This is a genomic window from Planctomycetota bacterium (assembly GCA_035384565.1).
Lineage (GTDB): Bacteria > Planctomycetota > PUPC01 > DSUN01 > DSUN01 > DAOOIT01.
Genome location: DAOOIT010000015.1, coordinates 83,522 through 99,668 on the forward strand (window position 1 = coordinate 83,522; position 16,147 = coordinate 99,668).

Annotated in this window: 13 protein-coding genes and 1 pseudogene; 7 read left to right on the forward strand and 7 right to left on the reverse strand. The window is 67.8% G+C overall.

The genetic code is table 11. The features are described from left to right. Positions 1-34: 34 nt before the first annotated feature. The 5 genes and pseudogenes from PLE19_07825 to PLE19_07845 all read right to left on the reverse strand — a co-directional run bounded on the left by PLE19_07825 (position 35) and on the right by PLE19_07845 (position 5,260). The gene (locus tag PLE19_07825) at positions 35-1,456 is read right to left on the reverse strand and encodes an alpha-L-fucosidase (GenBank protein HPD14842.1); all 1,422 of its coding nucleotides are present in this window, start codon (positions 1,454-1,456) and stop codon (positions 35-37) included. A 50-nt stretch (positions 1,457-1,506) separates the two neighbouring features. Then, positions 1,507-2,220 (reverse strand): EcoRI family type II restriction endonuclease, encoded by a 714-nt coding sequence (locus tag PLE19_07830; GenBank protein HPD14843.1) that lies wholly within the window; start codon positions 2,218-2,220, stop codon positions 1,507-1,509. Positions 2,221-2,252: 32 nt separating this feature from the next. Beyond that, complete coding sequence (locus PLE19_07835) at positions 2,253-3,425, reverse strand: DNA adenine methylase (protein ID HPD14844.1); 1,173 nt, start codon at positions 3,423-3,425, stop codon at positions 2,253-2,255. A gap of 121 nt (positions 3,426-3,546) precedes the next feature. Further along, positions 3,547-3,795: pseudogene (locus tag PLE19_07840) on the reverse strand (hypothetical protein). A gap of 445 nt (positions 3,796-4,240) precedes the next feature. Then, a complete protein-coding gene (locus PLE19_07845; GenBank protein ID HPD14845.1) occupies positions 4,241-5,260 on the reverse strand; it encodes a non-reducing end alpha-L-arabinofuranosidase family hydrolase in 1,020 nt (339 codons plus the stop codon). 129 nt (positions 5,261-5,389) lie between these two features. Here PLE19_07845 and PLE19_07850 point away from each other — a divergent pair, with 129 nt between their 5' ends. Further along, complete coding sequence (locus PLE19_07850; protein HPD14846.1) at positions 5,390-5,938, forward strand: rubrerythrin family protein; 549 nt, start codon at positions 5,390-5,392, stop codon at positions 5,936-5,938. A 229-nt stretch (positions 5,939-6,167) separates the two neighbouring features. Here the strand turns inward: PLE19_07850 and PLE19_07855 are convergent, their stop codons facing one another. Next, complete coding sequence (locus PLE19_07855) at positions 6,168-8,090, reverse strand: hypothetical protein (protein HPD14847.1); 1,923 nt, start codon at positions 8,088-8,090, stop codon at positions 6,168-6,170. A 130-nt stretch (positions 8,091-8,220) separates the two neighbouring features. Between PLE19_07855 and PLE19_07860 the strand changes: the two genes are divergently transcribed. The 5 genes from PLE19_07860 (at position 8,221) to PLE19_07880 (ending at position 12,615) form a co-directional block, all read left to right on the forward strand. After that, a complete protein-coding gene (locus PLE19_07860) occupies positions 8,221-9,879 on the forward strand; it encodes a hypothetical protein (GenBank protein ID HPD14848.1) in 1,659 nt (552 codons plus the stop codon). Between the two features lie 12 nt (positions 9,880-9,891). Beyond that, positions 9,892-10,596: a superoxide dismutase gene (locus tag PLE19_07865; GenBank protein ID HPD14849.1), complete on the forward strand. Its 705-nt coding sequence runs from the start codon at positions 9,892-9,894 to the stop codon at positions 10,594-10,596. A 99-nt stretch (positions 10,597-10,695) separates the two neighbouring features. Continuing rightward, positions 10,696-11,397 carry a prolyl oligopeptidase family serine peptidase gene (locus PLE19_07870; GenBank protein ID HPD14850.1) on the forward strand — a complete coding sequence of 234 codons (702 nt, stop codon included), beginning with the start codon at positions 10,696-10,698 and terminating at the stop codon, positions 11,395-11,397. Then, positions 11,373-11,849 (forward strand): class I SAM-dependent methyltransferase, encoded by a 477-nt coding sequence (locus PLE19_07875; protein ID HPD14851.1) that lies wholly within the window; start codon positions 11,373-11,375, stop codon positions 11,847-11,849. The genes PLE19_07870 and PLE19_07875 overlap by 25 nt, the downstream gene beginning before the upstream one ends. A 1-nt stretch (position 11,850) precedes the next feature. Further along, positions 11,851-12,615, forward strand: a complete 765-nt coding sequence (locus PLE19_07880; GenBank protein HPD14852.1) for a sugar phosphate isomerase/epimerase — start codon at positions 11,851-11,853, stop codon at positions 12,613-12,615. A gap of 67 nt (positions 12,616-12,682) precedes the next feature. Here the strand turns inward: PLE19_07880 and PLE19_07885 are convergent, their stop codons facing one another. Continuing rightward, on the reverse strand, positions 12,683-13,618 hold the full coding sequence (locus PLE19_07885) for a hypothetical protein (protein ID HPD14853.1): 936 nt from the start codon (positions 13,616-13,618) through the stop codon (positions 12,683-12,685). Positions 13,619-14,798: 1,180 nt separating this feature from the next. Between PLE19_07885 and PLE19_07890 the strand changes: the two genes are divergently transcribed. Next, positions 14,799-16,145, forward strand: a complete 1,347-nt coding sequence (locus tag PLE19_07890) for a glycoside hydrolase family 71/99-like protein (GenBank protein ID HPD14854.1) — start codon at positions 14,799-14,801, stop codon at positions 16,143-16,145. The last annotated feature ends 2 nt before the right edge of the window (positions 16,146-16,147 follow it).

The window sequence follows — 16,147 nt, forward strand, 5'->3', positions numbered from 1 at the left end:
CGCGCCTCGCCGCCGCGGCGGCGACACACCCCGATCAACGCTTTGGCGTGATCTTGAGCACGCAGGCGCTCTCGCATGGGCGCTGGGCGGGGAGCTTGGCCCTCAGGGCCGCCTCGTCGCGCGTCCATTGGACCGGCTCTTTGGAGCCGAGGAGGTGCACGCCGCCAATCTCGCGCGGGTAGAGCCGCAAGGCGCTTCCCAATGACTGGATGGCGACCTCGCCCGCCTCGGGCCAGGCGAGGACGATGGCGTAGAGGGCGTCGCCCTTGGCGGTGAACCGCATGTCGCGGCTGGTGAAGGCGCTGCGCTTGGTGTCGGTGAAGCCGCCCGAGACGACCTGGGTCGGGCCCTCGCCGTAGACCTTCCAGGGCCGCGTGCCGTAGATGGCCTCGCCGTTGATCCACAGCCAACGCCCCACGTCGAGGAGTATCCGCTCATCCCCCTCCGGGATCGTGCCGTCGGGCCGCGGGCCGATGTTGAGCAGGAGCGCGCCGTTCTTGCTCACGATGTCGGCGAGGTCGCCGATGATCTGGTCGGCGGTCTTGTAGTCGGGCTCGGAGACGTAGCCCCAGGAGTTCTTGGCGACCGCCGTGTCGGTCTGCCAGAAGTGGGGGGCGATGTCGTCGAGCTGGCCGCGCTCGACGTCGTAGACGGCGGCCTGGGCGGGGAAGGCCTTGTTCTTGAAGTTGATGGCCACGCCGCGCTGCCATTGGGCGCCGCGGTTGTAGTAGTAGGCGGCGAAGCGGCGGAGGTAGGGCGCGAAGACGGGCTGCTCGATCCACCAGTCGAACCACACGAGCTGCGGCTGGTACTTGTCCACCAGCTCGCACGTGCGGGCCAGCCAGTCGTCGAGGAACTCCTCGTTCGGCTGCGTGGAGCCTGGCTGGGCCGGCCCGTAGAGGCCGGCGTAGCGGGGGTCCTGGACGTCCGAGGGGAACTTCATTCCGCCGTCGAAGAACCACCAGTGTTCGGCCCGGTGGCTGGAGAGGCCGAAGGTGAGGAATTGGTCGCGGCAGGCGCGGGCGAGGTCGCCGATGAGGTCGCGTTTCGGCCCCATCTTCGCCGCACACCAGTCCGAGAGCGAACAATCGTACATTGCAAAGCCGTCGTGATGCTCGGCCACGGGGACGACGAACTTCGCCCCCGCCCTGCGGAACAGATTCGCCCACGCCGCGGGGTCGAACTTCTCGGCCTTGAAGAGCGGGATGAAGTCCTTGTAGCCGAACTTCTCCTGCGGTCCGTAGGTCTTCGCGTGATGCTCGAACTCGCGGGAGCCTTGCTGGTACATGTTGCGGGGATACCATTCGTTGCCGAAGGCCGGCACCGCGTAGAGGCCCCAGTGGATGAAGATGCCGAACTTGCCATCCACGTACCAGTCGGGGGGCTTGAACTGCTCGAGCGATTCCCACGTCGGCTCAAAGGGTCCTTCGGCCATCTTCGGGGGCAGGCCGCCCATGTGCGACTCCTTCGGGTAGAGAGGGAGTTCATGCGGTCCGGCCATCCCGCCTACGTGGCGGTTGTGATACGGAACCGCTCTTTGCCGTACTTCGCGTAGTAGTAGTGAACGCTTCGGCGGGCGATCTCGTGCATGATGTTCGCCATCTCCTCGGGGGTCCATGCTTCCACTCTGAAGAAGAAACTGCCCCGGTTGAACTGCCCGCGCTCACCCTGGTTCACAACCTGAATCTCGTTGAGGGGGCCAAACATGGCTATCGTGACGACCCTGTCCAGGATGCTGCTGGACTCGGCGAAGTCGCAACCGTCCCCGAAGCAGACGAATGGTACGATGCCCTCGTTGAGCATCGCTGCCCGAAAGCCAATAACGTTCTTGCCCAGCCTCTCGATCGCGTTCCCCCGTGCCTGCGGTGCCTTTCCTTCTGCCTCGCGGAGATCGTTGGTGCCCTGATTCTTCACCTCGACGATCAGCACGGGATAGAGCGCACCATCCCGGTCCTTGATGGACAGGATTCCACCGTCGGGGCGCATTGCGGACGTGTCGAAGTAGTAGAAGAACTCGACGTCTGGGAAGAGGCGGCGGAGTTTGCTGACCACATCGGCGAGCTTCCAGTGGCGCTCGTGCTGGAGTTCCACGCCAAACTCGGCGCGAAGGAGCTCTGCCACCACGGCCAACGCCTTGCCCAAGCGGCCCTCCTGCTTCTTGGATGTGAGGTTAATGACCGTGCCAGCCCTTTGCTTCCTCAACTGGTGTTTGCGTGCCACGGCCACCCTCCTATGCCCAGTGTGCCAGGCGCCTACCGGCGCTCGACAAGGAAGAGCTGCTCGGTGACGTGGATGCTGCGGTTCCGAAGGTTTCTGCTTCCCCGGAACGTGTTGTAGCGGGTCTCAATAACCTGGACGGACCCGACCTCAGCCAGTAGTTGCCGCATTGCATCGGGGCAGATGAAACCCTCGTCATTGAAGGAAAGCAGGATGAACTTGGCGTCAACGGCCTGGAGCAGGGCTCTGAGGGCCGGCAGGCACCGGGAACGGATGTTGTAGTCCGACCTTCGCCAGTCCACCGGGATGCCGGAAACACGGCTGATGCGCTCGGGCCTCTTGTAGTGAACCAGCAGGTTCAGCATGAAGTAGTTGGACCCGTAGGGATGCTGGTTGTACGGGGGATCGAAGTAGGCAAGGTCGAGATCGCGAATGTGCCGAACCACGGCATTGGCATCCTGCTGGAACACCTGTACATCACACTCGAAGCGGCTGAGGACCGGCACTTCCAAACGGATCTCGCCCTTTATGCGGGTCAGCGCATCTGAGTTACTGCCCCCGAACCGACCGATCTTGGTGTGGCGGTCCTTGTAGAAGCCCTTGAATACACCTGCGGTGTTCGCGTGGACCGACGCCTCGCTGAGCAGTGGACCTAGCAGCATGTCTCGCAACTCCGCGTCTACGGAATCTAGGAGTCTGCGGTAATTGTCTAGCCGCTTGGCGTTCAGGCGGGTATAGAACGCGCGGTCGTCCCTAGTCATGTGATGCTCGTCGCGGGGGGCGTATAGCTCTTCTATGAAACCCGGAGAGAACCCAGTGTCATCAACGCGCCGGTTCAGGCAGTCTACCGCCTCGTGGAGCGTTTCCATGGTGACTTCGCTTCGGTTGCGCAGGTAGCACCGCGCTGCCACCGTTGCGAAGTCCTCGATGTCATTGCTTGCCAGATAGGTTGCATGCGCCTTGAGGTACCGCGAGACCACGCCTGAGCCGGAGAATGCGTCTAGAACCCGAAGCCGATTCTTCCCGAGTCGCCGCTTCACGACCGCAACTGCATCGTTGATGGGACCGAGCAAGGAGCGTTTGTTGCCTATGCAGGTGATCAGCTGCCTCGAAAGGAACTGGGTATCCTCGCCCACCGGGTGGTCGGTCCACAGCGTCAATTGCGTGGCCGGTGGGGCCAACACGATAGCCTTGTCCGTCGCCGCCAAACCATTCTCCTGGCGGTCTCATCTCATCTCTCGACCGCGGCACGCACAACCCGGTTTAGTCTACCCCGGCCATACCTATCTGTCAACTGCAAGAGTGGACTTCCTGGAGCGGCCCACAGACTCACCGCTTGGTTGCGTCTGCGCGCAGCGCCTCTGGGATTTCTGTCAGGCGCAAGACGAGGCGAGGCGCTTCGTTGACGGCGGCGTCGATAGGGAATGCCCGCGCGATGGCGGGGTCGAGGAGGACGAGATTGGTCCCCTGCCGATCCCGCTCGGCCTACTCGCCCCGGACGGCGTGGCGGAGCGGCTCGCGGAGATCGTACTCCGGCCGCAACTCGTCGTGGTCACCGGTTGTCTTTCTTCTCTCCATAGGCTCGTTGCTCCGAGTGTCCCAGAGCCGCCTGCGATGATACCAGGCAGGGCCGCCGCGTCACCGAAGAAGAAGGCCGCCTGAAGGCCGAACTGCCAACAGGTTGCGGTGGGGTTCATCGTGCGGCCTTGAGGCCGTGCCGATACGGGCTGAAGCCCGCACTACGAACAGCTCGCCGCCTGGCTTGCCGTTCGGCCTTCAGGCGGGGGGCGCAGAGCGTGGCTTGGCACCGCCGCGCGGAGAGGTGGGCGACTCTGGGGAGTCTGGGCGAGACTGAGCCGGAATGGGGAGAATCGGCGATCCGCGAGTCGGGGAGCCGGCGAGTCTGGGGTAGACCGAGCCGGAAGGCCTAGAACCGCCAAACGGGTGCTCCGGAGATGAAGAACCCCGTGCGACTCTGAGCCGGATGCCCTAGAATCGCCAAATGGCGAGTCGAGGCAGATCCCTACTTCGCCATTTCGAGGATGCCGAGGCGCCAGGGGATGAGGCCGTAGGGGTTGCCGCGATACTCGGGGTCGCTGGCGCCCTGGAAGAGGAAGCGAATGTCGGAGGGGTCCACCTCCAGGTTCTCATCGTAGCCGCAGCGGAGGAGTTCGCCGTGGCTGATGTTGGCGGTCCAGTCGGTGTCCTGCTTGACGTTGGTCATGCCTGCGAATGGCTTCTGGATGGTGTCGGCGAGGGGCTTCCAGGGGCCTTCGAGCTTGTCGGCGAGGTAGGCTTTGTAGTAGCGGCGCCGGTCGCCTTGGGCCTCGATGAGGGTGAGGTACTTGTCCATGCCCTTGAGCTTGTAGGTGTGCGATGCCTCGAAGATGTCGCCTTGAAGGGCGAGGACGGCCTTCGACCAGCCCTTGTTGGGGAAGTCGCTCTTCTTCGTCTCGCAGCGCCACATGTGGCCGTCGAGCGAGGTGTAGAAGAGGTGGGCCTTGGCGTCGTCGCAGATGACCCAGAAGTCGAGCCACTTGGGCTTCTCGGGCACGTTGTCGAGGAGGGGCTGGGGCTTGGTCCACGACTTCGGGTCGCCGAGGGTCTCAGTCGTGGAGAAGCAGGGCTGGAAGGGGGGCTTGCGGGCCTGGTCGGCGTGCTGGTAGATGAGATACCATTTCTTATGGGGGGCGAAGAAGAAGACCTGGGGCGCACAGGCGTAAGGGCTGTCGAGGGCGAGGAGGTGCTTGGGCGCCTTGGCCGCGTCGGGCCAGTCCGCGAAGCTGAGGTATTCGGTTCCCACGGGCCTGTTCGGCTTCCAGCGGACCGTGGCGAAGAGGTGCCAGCGGCCCTCGAAGCGGACGATGGTGGGGTCCTTGATGGAGACCTGGGGGTTGGGGTTTTCGGAGTCCGGCCCAACGAGGGGCCCCGTGGCCTTCCAGGCGAAGGCGCCGTCGTCGAAGGCTTTCCACGGCGCGTTGGCCGCTGAGAACACCGCCGCACCCACGAGCCAGAGACACAGCAGCACGAGAGCGAGCTTCATGCGAGCACTCCTGAAAAAGCCGGCTCTGAAGATACGACGCTGACCCGTGGTTTTCAAGCGTGCCTCTCGGCTTGACCCCAAGCGCGGTTCGCGTAGAATGAGGGTAGTGTTTTCGGGAAAGGAGATGGCATGCACGCGATGACAGCGGCGAACTTGCGGAGCGCGTTCGGGGGCGAGAGCATGGCGCACATGCGCTACAAGGCCTGGGGCGCGAAGGCGGCGGCCGACGGCTTCCCGAACGTGGCCCGCCTGTTCACGGCGATCTCGTACGCCGAGCAGGTGCACGCGACGAATCACTTCCGGGCGATGGCGGCCGAGGCGGGCGCGCATCTGGTGGCCGCGGGCGGCGGCTTCGGGCTCGGCACGACCTCGGCCAACCTCGCCGGCGCCATCGAGGGCGAGACGTTCGAGGTCGAGGAGATGTACCCCGCCTACCTGGCCGTGGCCCGCGCGCAGGGCGAGAAAGAGGCGATCCAGAGCATCCACTACGCGGTCTCGGCCGAGAAGTTCCACGCGGCCCTCTACGCTGCGGCGAAGAAGGCCGTGGACGCGGGACGTGACCTTGCGCTCGGCACGGTGCAGATCTGCGAGGTATGCGGCCACACGCTGGAGGGCGAGGCGCCGGCCAAGTGCCCCACGTGCGCCGCCTCGAAGAGCCAGTTCAAGGCCTTCGCCTGAACCGCCCTTGCCCTTCTATGGGGGTGCGACCCAGGAAAGTAGGTGACGCCCGCGCCGACTCGAGGCTCGCGTGGCGGCGGACAGCTTCATTGGGTGCCACCCTCAAGCGTCCCCGCTTGAGGGTGCCTTCACGGGTTGCCATCTGCCGCACCCTCAACGGAAGCCGTTGAGGGTGGCACCCAGTAGGGGGCGGGCGGGAGATCACCTACTTTCCCGGTTCGCACCCCTTCTATGGTGCCTTCTTGACGGCGCGCGCCGCGATCTCCTTGAGCAGTTCCTCGAGGTCGCGGCGCTTGCGCTCGTCGGCGTTATCCCTCAGGCACTCCTCTGCGACGGCCTTGAGTTCGGGCGGGAAGGTCTGCCGCGCGATCTGGATGGCGTGCCACCAGATCTGGTCGTCCTTCTCCAGGAAGAGCTTCCTCCACGGGATCTGGCCGCGCGGGGCGAAGTCCTCGGGCAGCCAGCGGATGGCTGCCATGCGGGTGACGGGGCACTCGAGCGCCAGCATGTGCAGGATCAGGCCCTGCCAGTCGCCCGTGCGGTACTCCTTCCTGGTGCGGACCATGTTGGCCCAGACCGCGAGGCGTCCGGGGGAGGAGGCCTTGTCGGCCTTGCAGGGCTTGGCCCCGAGCTGGGCGAGAACGCACGCGGCGCTCGCAATCTCGTTCGCGCACGCCTCGTTGGGCTTGGGGAGCGCGAGGCCGGGGGCGACTCGGTCGGCCGCGGCGGCGAGCAGGTCCACCGTATCTGTCTCGCCGAGCGCGCCGAGGCAGTAGGCGCAGGCTGAGACCTCCTCGACCTCGGGCGATTCCAGTCCCTTTGTCAGCACCGTGCGCAGCGCGGGCCGGAGCGCCTCGTCCCAGCAGGCAGCCACATCGCGGCGGCGGGCGTCGCGGGGATAGAGCACGAAGGGGCCGTCGGGCTGTGCCTTCCCCGTGTCCCTGGGATCGGGCAGGCGCCACGAGAGGCGGCGGAGCGCGCCCAGGCGAACGGCCACCCGCGGGTCCTCGGCGAGCGCGAGGAGGCGACGGGTCGCCTCGACCGTCATGATCGAGCCGATGCCCTCGATCAGCGCATCGGTCTTCTCCTGGTTGGTTTCGTTCTTCAGCAGCGCCTCGATGGGCGCGAGATAGCAGGGGTGGTAGAGGAAATGGAAGGCGCGCCACCGCTCGTCGGGGTCGGTTCCGTCGAGGAGCGAGCGGAGCACGGCCGTCGCCTCCTGCTCCGTCGGGAGGCGCAGCTCGAGGTCGAAGCTGCCGCCGGCCGCGTACCCGCCCCAGCCGCCGGAGTCGTCCGTGGCGGCGATGCCCTCGACGGGCGTGCCGAAGCCCATGGCCTGGTAGCACCGCACGCGGTACGTGCCGGGCGCGGGGAACTTGAGGTACGCAAGCAGGGGCAGCTTCTTCTCGTAGACTCCCCCTGGCTTCACGTGGGGGTCTGACATGCCCAGGCCGCCGAAGCAAGGCTGGTTCGGCAGGGGGTCCACCGCCTTGTCGCCCCTTTCGCTCTCGGCGGCGAAAGCAAAGCGCAGGTGCCGCGAAGCGCCGCGATAGTCGCCCCCCTCCTCGAAGTGGAACTCGTCGGTACCGTTGTTCCTGAGCGCGAAGTGAACCGTGATCGCCTCGCCCATGAAGCCGCGGGCCTTGTCGGGCACGTAGCTGAGCGCGATCCACTTGGGGGCGTCGAGGTCCTGGGCGACGCGGAGCAGGCGCCCCGTCTGGGTGTACTGCCCATTGCTCACGCGGAAGCGGAAGTTGCCCGTGTGGTTCGTGAGCTTCGCGACGGACAGCGTGAGGCTCCAGCGCTCATCGCCGTTCGCCTTCAGCTCGTGACTCTCGCCCTTGCCGCGCTCGGCCGGGCGCAGGGACTTCGTCGAGACGACTTTGCCGTCCTTGACCTCTTCCAGCACCAGGTCCCAATCGCCCGTGAGGGCCAGGTTCCCCTTGTCGTCCGCCACTTCGCCCGTGTAGCGCTGGGGGGTCTTGGAGCGGTTGTAGATGTAGACGTCGGCCTTCAGTTCTGCAGAGGGCAGGCACGCGAGAGGGTGGAAGATGCCCACCTGAATCGGTTCGTCGGCCCCCCGCGCGCGGGCCGCCACGCAGGCGGGGGCGAGGAGCAGCATCGAGACGACTCGCAACGCGTTCGCGGCCACGGCAGCTTCCTCCTGACAGGGCAGGTCCGACAAGCTTGATCTGGCCCCGGCAGCATTGTAGAATGCGCCGCGGCGGCATTTCAAGGCGGACGCCTCAGTCGAGACAAGTTGCCGGGTCCGAGGCGATTGCATGACACTTGACCGGACCAGCAGAGTCGTGATCCTCCTCATCCTCGGCGTCGGCTTGCTTGTGCGCGTGCTGTTCCTGGCCGTGGCCAGCGAGCCCGCGCTCGTGCGCGTGGTGCCCGACGACGCCTACTACTACTTCCAGGTCGCCCGCAACGTCGTGTCAGGGCAGGGCGCGACGTTCGACGGCATTCACCCCACCAACGGCTATCACCCGCTCTGGATGGGCGCGCTGCTGCCCGTGGCGGGCGTGGTGCGCGACCCGGCGCTTTTCGTGCGCGTGGCGCTGGGGCTGGGCGTGGTGCTCGGCTTCGCCACGGCGATTCTCCTCCATCGCCTCGTGCGGCGGATGACGGATGTCTGGTGGGTTCCGCTGCTGGCGCTCATTCTCTACTGGCTGAACCCGCGGGCCGTCCTCTCCAGCCTCAACGGACTCGAGACGAGCCTGAGCACGTTCCTCTTCACGCTGCTGCTCTGGCTCACGATCCGGGAAGACGGTGTTCGGTGTTCGGTGTTCGGTGCTGGGGGTTCGGAGACTGGGCACGCGGCACGCGGCACGCGGCACGCGACGCTCCGAGCTGTGACACTTGGCCTGTCGATGGGACTGCTTTTCCTGGCGCGGACGGACAATGTGTTCTTCGTGGCCGTGTTGTGGCTCGCGGCGGTGGCGACGGCGGAGCAGGGCCAGCGGCTGCGGCGGGCGCTGGCGATGGCGGGTGCGGCCGCGGCGCTGGCCGTGCCGTGGGTGGCATACAACTGGCTCGCGTTCGGCTCGCCCATCCAGGTGAGCGGGCTGTCGGTGCCCTACGTGCACCACGAGCTGTACCGGCTCCAGGGCCATTCGGGCGGCGAGGCGCTCGCTCACGGCCTCAAGCGTTTCGCGGTCATGCTCTACGAGGGGCTGCGGGGCGAAATCGGCTACTCGCGGCTCATCTCGTTCCCGGCCATCGCGCTGTCGTTGCTCGTCTTCGTCGTGCGCTGGCGGAGGGAACCGGCCGCTCGGCGCGCGATCCTCGTGCTCCTCGGCCTGGGGCTGGCGGGCCTCGCGCACCTGTTCGTTCATTCAGCCATTCGTTGGTACCCGCGGCCCTGGTACTTCGATCAGTTGCTCGTCCTTCTGCCCGCCATGTTTGCCCTCGCACTGAGCCTGCTGCTTTCTGCCTCCTCTCACGCATCACGCATCACGCGTCACGCACCCGACGGTTTTCTGGCCGCCCTCCTCATCGGCCTGGCCTCGGCGCAAACGGCCCTGAGCGTGGACGCCCTGGCCCGCGGCGAGTGGCCCTGGGCGGCGGAAATGCTGGACTCCGCGCGCTGGTTGCGCGAGAATACCAGGGAGGATGAGGTGGCGGCGTCGTTCAACGCGGGGATCATCGGCTACTATTCGGGCCGCCGCGTGGTGAACCTCGACGGGGCGATCAACAACGCGGCCTACGAGGCGATCCGGCGGAAAGACCTGGCCGGCCTGATGCGAGAGGCGAATGTGAGCCACTACCTCGACTTCGAGCCGATGACGCTGGCCCATTTCGGCCTGTTTCTCGGCGACGCGGCCGGCCTGGCGAAGATGCCCATCGTGCGGGAATTCGGCCGGCCCGAGACGGCCTGGGCCGGCTCGCACATTCAGGTTCGCAGGCTGCTCTGGCCGCCCACCGGAACTCAGTAGGAGGAGACGAGTATGCCGAAACCGAGACGTCGGGACGTGTTGGCCGCGGCGGGCGCGGGAGCGCTGGCGGCGGCGCTGGGCGGCGTGGGGGCCGGGGCGGCCGAGGCGCCCGCGGCCTCGGGCGACTACGAGCTCTCGAAGCTGCCCTATGGCTACGACGCGCTGGCGCCGGCCATCGAGGAGAAGATCCTGCGGCTCCACCACACCAAGCACCACGCGGCCTATGTGAAGGGCCTGAACACCACTCTGGCCGCGCTGGCCAAGGCCCGGGAGGCGGGCGACCTGTCGAGCCTCAGCGGCCTGTCGCGCGCGCTGGCCTTCCACGGCTCGGGCCACGTGCTGCACGACCTCTACTGGCACTCGATGCGGCCGGGCGCCGCCACGCAGCCCGAGGGCGCGCTCCGGGCGGCCCTCGAGCGCGACTTCGGCTCGGTCGAGAAGTTCGCCGCCCACTTCGCCGCCGCGGCCAAGGCCGTGGAAGGCAGCGGCTGGGCCATCCTCGTCTACGAGCCCCTCGGCAAGCGCCTCATGATCCTCCAGGTGCTCAACCACCAGAACCTCACCATCTGGGGCGCCGCGCCGCTGATGATCTGCGACGTCTGGGAGCACGCCTACTACCTCCAGTACGCCAACGACCGCGGCGCTTACGTGGACGCCTTCATGAAGATTATTGACTGGCCTGGCGTTGCCAAGCGCTACGAGGCGGCGGTGAAGTAGCGCCCAACGCGACAGGCGCTTGAACCCGGGAGCGGCCCCCGGTATGATTCGGCGGCGCCTTCGAGTGCCGACGCCCATGAGTCATGGGAGCAGCGTCTGATGACCACCGCCCTGGAAGCCAAGGCCTTCGCCGCAGCCGTCACCAAGCGCGTCGCCTGCCGCTACCTGCTCTACCTGCCGAAGGGCTACGAGCGGGGCCGCCGGCGCTGGCCGCTGCTCCTGTTCCTCCACGGCGCGGGCGAGCGCGGGCGCGATCTCGAACTGGTGAAGAAGCACGGCCCGCCCCGCCGGCTCGCCGAAGGTCACGACCTGCCGTTCATCGTGGTGTCGCCCCAGTGCCCGGGCGGGCGCTGGTGGTCCGACGACGTGCTGGCCGCGCTGCTCGACGACGTGATCGCGCACCACCGCGTGGACGAGCGGCGGGTGTACCTGACCGGCCTGAGCATGGGCGGCTACGGCGCCTGGAGCCTGGCCTGCGAGCACCCCGAGCGCTTCGCCGCCATCGCGCCGGTCTGCGGCGGCGGCAACCGCCTGCTCGCGCACAAGCTCAAGGACGTGCCGGTCTGGGCCTTCCACGGCGCACACGACGACGTGGTGCCGCTCGCCGAGTCCGAGAAGATGGTGAAGGCCGTGCAGGCCGCCGGCGGCAAGGCGAAGCTCACCGTCTACCCCCACGCGGGCCACGACGCGTGGACCGCCACGTACGCGAACCCCGACCTCTACACCTGGCTCCTGAGGCACCGGAAGCGGCTGGTTCGGCCGCAGAAGGCGGCAACGTGTCCAAGGGCGAGTTCAAGCTGAAGACCCGCTTCCTCGCCACGGCCAACGTGGGCGAGTACCGCGACACCATCCCCCACGTGGTCGCGCCCGGCGACGTGGTGCTCGAGGTCGGCTGCGAGTGGGGCACCACCAGCACGCTGCTGGCCGCGCAGTGCCGCGAGCTGGTCGCCACCGACATCAGCGCCGAGTGCATCGAGCGCGCGCGGCGCGAACACCCCGGCATTCGCTTCGAGGTGCTCGACGGCTTCGACCTGCGCGCCGTGCTCGACCTCGGGCGGCCCTTCACCAAGGTCTACCTCGACATGTCGGGCCTCTCGGGCTACCACTCCCTGCTCGACGCCATCGCGCTGCTCATGGCCTACGCCGTCACGCTGCGGCCCGAGGCCATCGTCGTCAAGAGCAACGCCCTCAAGCGCTTCGCCTGGCACTGCATCCCCTGGGGGGCGGGGCGCGCGGATCTGAAAGGAGGATGACATGGCCAAGTCGGCAATCGCGGCACAGCTCTACACGGTTCGGGACTTCACGAAGACGCCGTCCGACATCGCGGCGACGATGAAGAAGGTGGCCGCCATCGGCTACCAGGCCGTGCAGCTCTCGGCCCTCGGGCCCATGGACCCCAAGGAGCTGCGCCGGGTGTGCGACGGCGAGGGGCTGAAGATCTGCGCGACCCACATCGGCTTCGAGCAGATGCGCGACGACCCGCAGGCGGTCATCGAGCTGCACCAGACCTACGGCTGCCCCTACGCCGGCATCGGCGGCCTCCCGGCCAGCTACCGCAACGCCGAGGGCTTCCCGCGGTTCGCCCGCGAGGCCTCCGAGGTCGCCCGCCGCCTCGCCCAGGGCGGCCTGAAGTTCGTCTACCACAACCACAGCTTCGAGCTGGAGAAGTTCGGCAGCCGCACGGGACTCCAGATCCTCTACGAGGACAGCGACCCGCGCGTCTTCCTGTCGGAGCTGGACACCTACTGGGTGCAGCACGGCGGCGGGTCGCCGGCCGCGTGGATACGCCGGCTCAAGGGCCGCGCGCCCTGCCTGCACCTGAAGGACATGACGAACCGGGGCGGCCAGCAGCTCATGGCCGAGGTGGGCGAGGGCAACCTGGACTGGCCCGACATCCTGGCCGCCGCGCGCGAGGCGGGCACCGAATGGTACATTGTCGAGCAGGACACCTGCCAGCGCGACCCCTTCGAGAGCCTGGCCATCTCGCTGCGCAATCTGAAGGCGATGGGGCTGGAGTGAGGACGCGGGGGGACCTTCTTCTTGCAGAACGGTTCCCCCGGACCCTCTCCCGGAGTTCTCCGGCGGCTCAGAACGGCAGCGTGCGCTTGACGTAGTGCGTGCCGTCGTTGAACGACAGGTAGTAGTAGGTGTTGGCCGCGCTGGCCGCCTGGCCCTCGAGCCGGCCGCGGATGACGCCGTGCTCGGGCACCTTGCGGAAGGCCACCGCCCCCTCCTTCGTCTCGCCCGGCTTCACCACCACGCCGTCGAGCGAGTTGTCGCTGTGGACGGCCGCGAGCACGATGTCGCTGAGGCCGCGCACGTAGAAGTGGTCGTTGCGCAGCGTGAGCGGCTCCTTCGTGTGATTCGTGATCTTCAGCTTGGCCAGAAAGGCGCCGCCGGCGAAGCCCTGCTTGGCCACCTCCATCGTCACATCGTCCGGCTTCACCTCGATGCCCAGGTCGAGCGTCTTGCCCGAGTTCTTCTCCAGCTCGAGGCGGAGCTGGCGGATCCACAGGTCGGCCCGCTCCTGGTTGGCCGGGCTGAGCCCGTCGCGGTGGGCCTCGAAGTAGCTCAGCGCCTGCTTCAGGTCGCCGTTGGTCACGTAGCCCACGGCCCAGTACATGCGCGCCTGGCTGAGCAGCGGCGCGCCCGCGAGGAACCAGCCGGCCACCAGCGCGGCCGCGACGCCGGCGCCCAGGAGCAGCTTGCCGACCGGGATCGTGTAGGTCGTCTGCGCCTTCTCCCCCCGCAGCACCGACGCGCCGCCCGCCTTGGCGCCCGTGCGCAGGTCGAAGCCGCACTGCACGCAGATCACGGCCCCCTCGGCCAGCTCCTGGTGGCACCCGGGGCAGGCGTTGCGCGCCGCGCCGGCGGCCGGCGCCGCCTCGCCGCCCTCGAGGCGGAACCCCGACGACGGCACGGTCACCAGCCGCCCGCACGCGGGGCACTTCGCCCGCTTGCCCTCCGAGCCGTCCTTCGCCGACAAGTGCTTGCCACACTCGCACTGGAACTTGATGGCCATGGCCAGGTCTCCTCGAATGGCGTCGCGCCGCCTGGCGGCGGACGGAAGACCACATTATAGCGCAAATCGCCTGGCGGTGCAGCGGTGCAGGGCGAACCGGGTGCGGGCCGGAATTGTCGGTGGCTGCGGGAGCTCCGAAGGAGCGAATTGGGATAGCCCAGGGCAACACCCCCATCTTTGCCCACGTTTTCCGGGGGCTGGGGCTTAGCCCCCGAAGGGGGGCGTTTGAGCCGTAGCCCAGGGCGACCGAAGGGAGCCCTGGGGAGAGGCGGCCCCACAGGGGAGCCCCCGAAGGGGGGCGATTCAGGGCGTGAAACGCCCCCTTCGGCGGCTTGGACGGGCAGGGACGCCCGGTCCCAGGGCTCCCTTCGGTCGCCCTGGGCTACGGCCCGGTCGCCCGCGTTCGCGGGCTACTCCCAAGGCATCGTCCATTGCGGGTCCTGCCGTTGTTCATCCTCCCCTCATAGTAAGCCGGGCCCCGGCCCACGTGCTCTAGCACTTTCTCCTGACAGAAACCATGGCCACGCACGCTAGACATGTACCCCAACCCGCGGGAGGTTCCCGCTCCGGCGCGCGCGGAAGAGAAGAGGCCGCGGAGCGGCCAGGAAGCCCGTCCCCACGCAGAGCGTAGGGACGAGAGATAAGGAGCGGAGCGTAGCGCCGAGGAATAGGGAGGAGAGCGTAGGGACGAGGGAGGCCGCCGCGGGGGCCTCACCCTCCCGAACGCATGGAATGGAACGTTCGGGAGGGGGGCTCGCGGATCGGTTGCAGGCGCAGCCTGCGCCCCTGGCGAAGGCCAAAGTCCACATCGCAACCGCCTCGGCCCAGCCCGCCCTCCATACTTGCTCAACCCTGAGGGGAGGAAGTGAGCAAGTATGAGCAGAATGGGGCGAATCGGCGATTCTCGCTGGTCTACGCATTCTGAACCGGTCCGGCGGATGAGCAAGTATGGGTGGAATGGCGAGGATCGGCGATCCGGGGCCGAGCAGGCGTAAGAAGCTATCTCAGAACCCACGTGGGTTCTGAAACAGTCTCTAAGTGCTGGCGGGATCACGACATGGGCGGCAACTCCTGGCTTCTGCCCAAGTGCAGGCGGGGGATGCACTTGCGTGCCGTCGGCGCGGCGCCTACAATGCTGGGGCAACCCGTGTGGCGCAGCCGCCTTCGGTGCGGAGGTGATGTGAACAGGCCGTACCAGATCTCTCGGCTCGCCTGCGGCGCGCTGTTCGGGCTCTGCGCGGCCGCCCGGGCCGAAGGGCCGCTCGCCATGACCGACCAGGCGACCCGCGAGCAGGTGATCGCGGCCACGATGCGGCCCTACGACGGCCCGAGCGTGAAGGGCGTGGACGCCTCGACGCTCGACCGCAAGGTGATGTGCGGCTATCAGGGCTGGTTCGCGGCGGAGGGCGACGGCTCGGGCCGCGGCTGGTTCCATTACGGCGGGCGGGACGGCTTCCGCCCGGGCAGTTGCTCGATTGACCTGTGGCCCGACGTGAGCGAGCTGGACGCCGACGAGAAGTTCCCGACGCCCTTCCGCCACGCCGACGGCCGCGTGGCGCACGTCTTCAGCTCGCTCCAGCGCAAGACCGTGCTCCGCCACTTCGAGTGGATGAGGCAGTACGGCCTCGACGGGGTCTTCGCCCAGCGCTTCGGGGGCGAGCTTCGCCACCCCAAGGGCCTGAACCACGCCACCGTGGTGCTCGGCCATTGCCGCGAGGGCGCCAACCGCACCGGCCGCGCCTACGCCGTGATGTACGACCTCTCGGGCCTCGGCGCCGGCGAGACGCGGCTCGTGGCGGACGACTGGAAGCTGCTCGTGGACCGCATGCACATCGCGCGCGACCCCAGGGACGCTGCGTACTTGCGCCACCGGGGCAAGCCGGTCGTGGCCCTCTGGGGCATCGGCTTCAGCGACGGGCGGCGGTACACGCTCGACGAGTGCGAACGGCTCATCCGGTTCCTCAAGAGCGACCCGAAGTACGGCGGCAACACGGTGATGCTCGGCCTGCCCACCTGGTGGCGCACGCTGCGGCGCGATTGCGTGGCGGACCCGCGGGTGCACGACCTGGTGCGCCAGGCCGACATCGTGAGCCCCTGGGCCGTCGGCCGCGTGCGGTCGCCCGAGCAGGTGCCGCAGTTCGCCCGCGAGACGTGGGCGCCCGATCTCGCCTGGTGCCGCGAGCACGGCAAGGACTACCTGCCCGTGGTCTTCCCGGGCTTCAGTTGGCACAACCTGCGCCCCGCGTCGCCCCTGGGCGACATCCCGCGGCTCCAGGGCCGCTTCCTCTGGACGCAATACGCGGAGGCCGTCCGGGCGGGCGCCACGATGGTCTACCAGGCGATGTTCGACGAGATGGACGAGGGGACGGCGATCTTCAAGTGCACCAACGACCCGCCCGTGGGCGAGTCGAAGTTCCTCACCTACGAGGGCCTGCCATCGGACCACTACCTGTGGCTGGTGGGCCAGGCGGCGCGCCTGCTGCGGGGCGAGATTCCGCGAACCGCGGCGCCGCCCGAGAGGCGCTGACG

Excerpts from the sequence above, each read along its gene's own strand:
- PLE19_07825 (HPD14842.1), bottom strand. The coding sequence starts at position 1,456 with ATGGGCGGCCTGCCCCCGAAGATGGCCGAAGGACCCTTTGAGCCGACG.
- PLE19_07845 (HPD14845.1), bottom strand. The coding sequence starts at position 5,260 with ATGAAGCTCGCTCTCGTGCTGCTGTGTCTCTGGCTCGTGGGTGCGGCG.
- PLE19_07850 (HPD14846.1), top strand. The coding sequence starts at position 5,390 with ATGCACGCGATGACAGCGGCGAACTTGCGGAGCGCGTTCGGGGGCGAG.
- PLE19_07860 (HPD14848.1), top strand. The coding sequence starts at position 8,221 with ATGACACTTGACCGGACCAGCAGAGTCGTGATCCTCCTCATCCTCGGC.
- PLE19_07865 (HPD14849.1), top strand. The coding sequence starts at position 9,892 with ATGCCGAAACCGAGACGTCGGGACGTGTTGGCCGCGGCGGGCGCGGGA.
- PLE19_07870 (HPD14850.1), top strand. The coding sequence starts at position 10,696 with ATGACCACCGCCCTGGAAGCCAAGGCCTTCGCCGCAGCCGTCACCAAG.
- PLE19_07880 (HPD14852.1), top strand. The coding sequence starts at position 11,851 with ATGGCCAAGTCGGCAATCGCGGCACAGCTCTACACGGTTCGGGACTTC.
- PLE19_07885 (HPD14853.1), bottom strand. The coding sequence starts at position 13,618 with ATGGCCATCAAGTTCCAGTGCGAGTGTGGCAAGCACTTGTCGGCGAAG.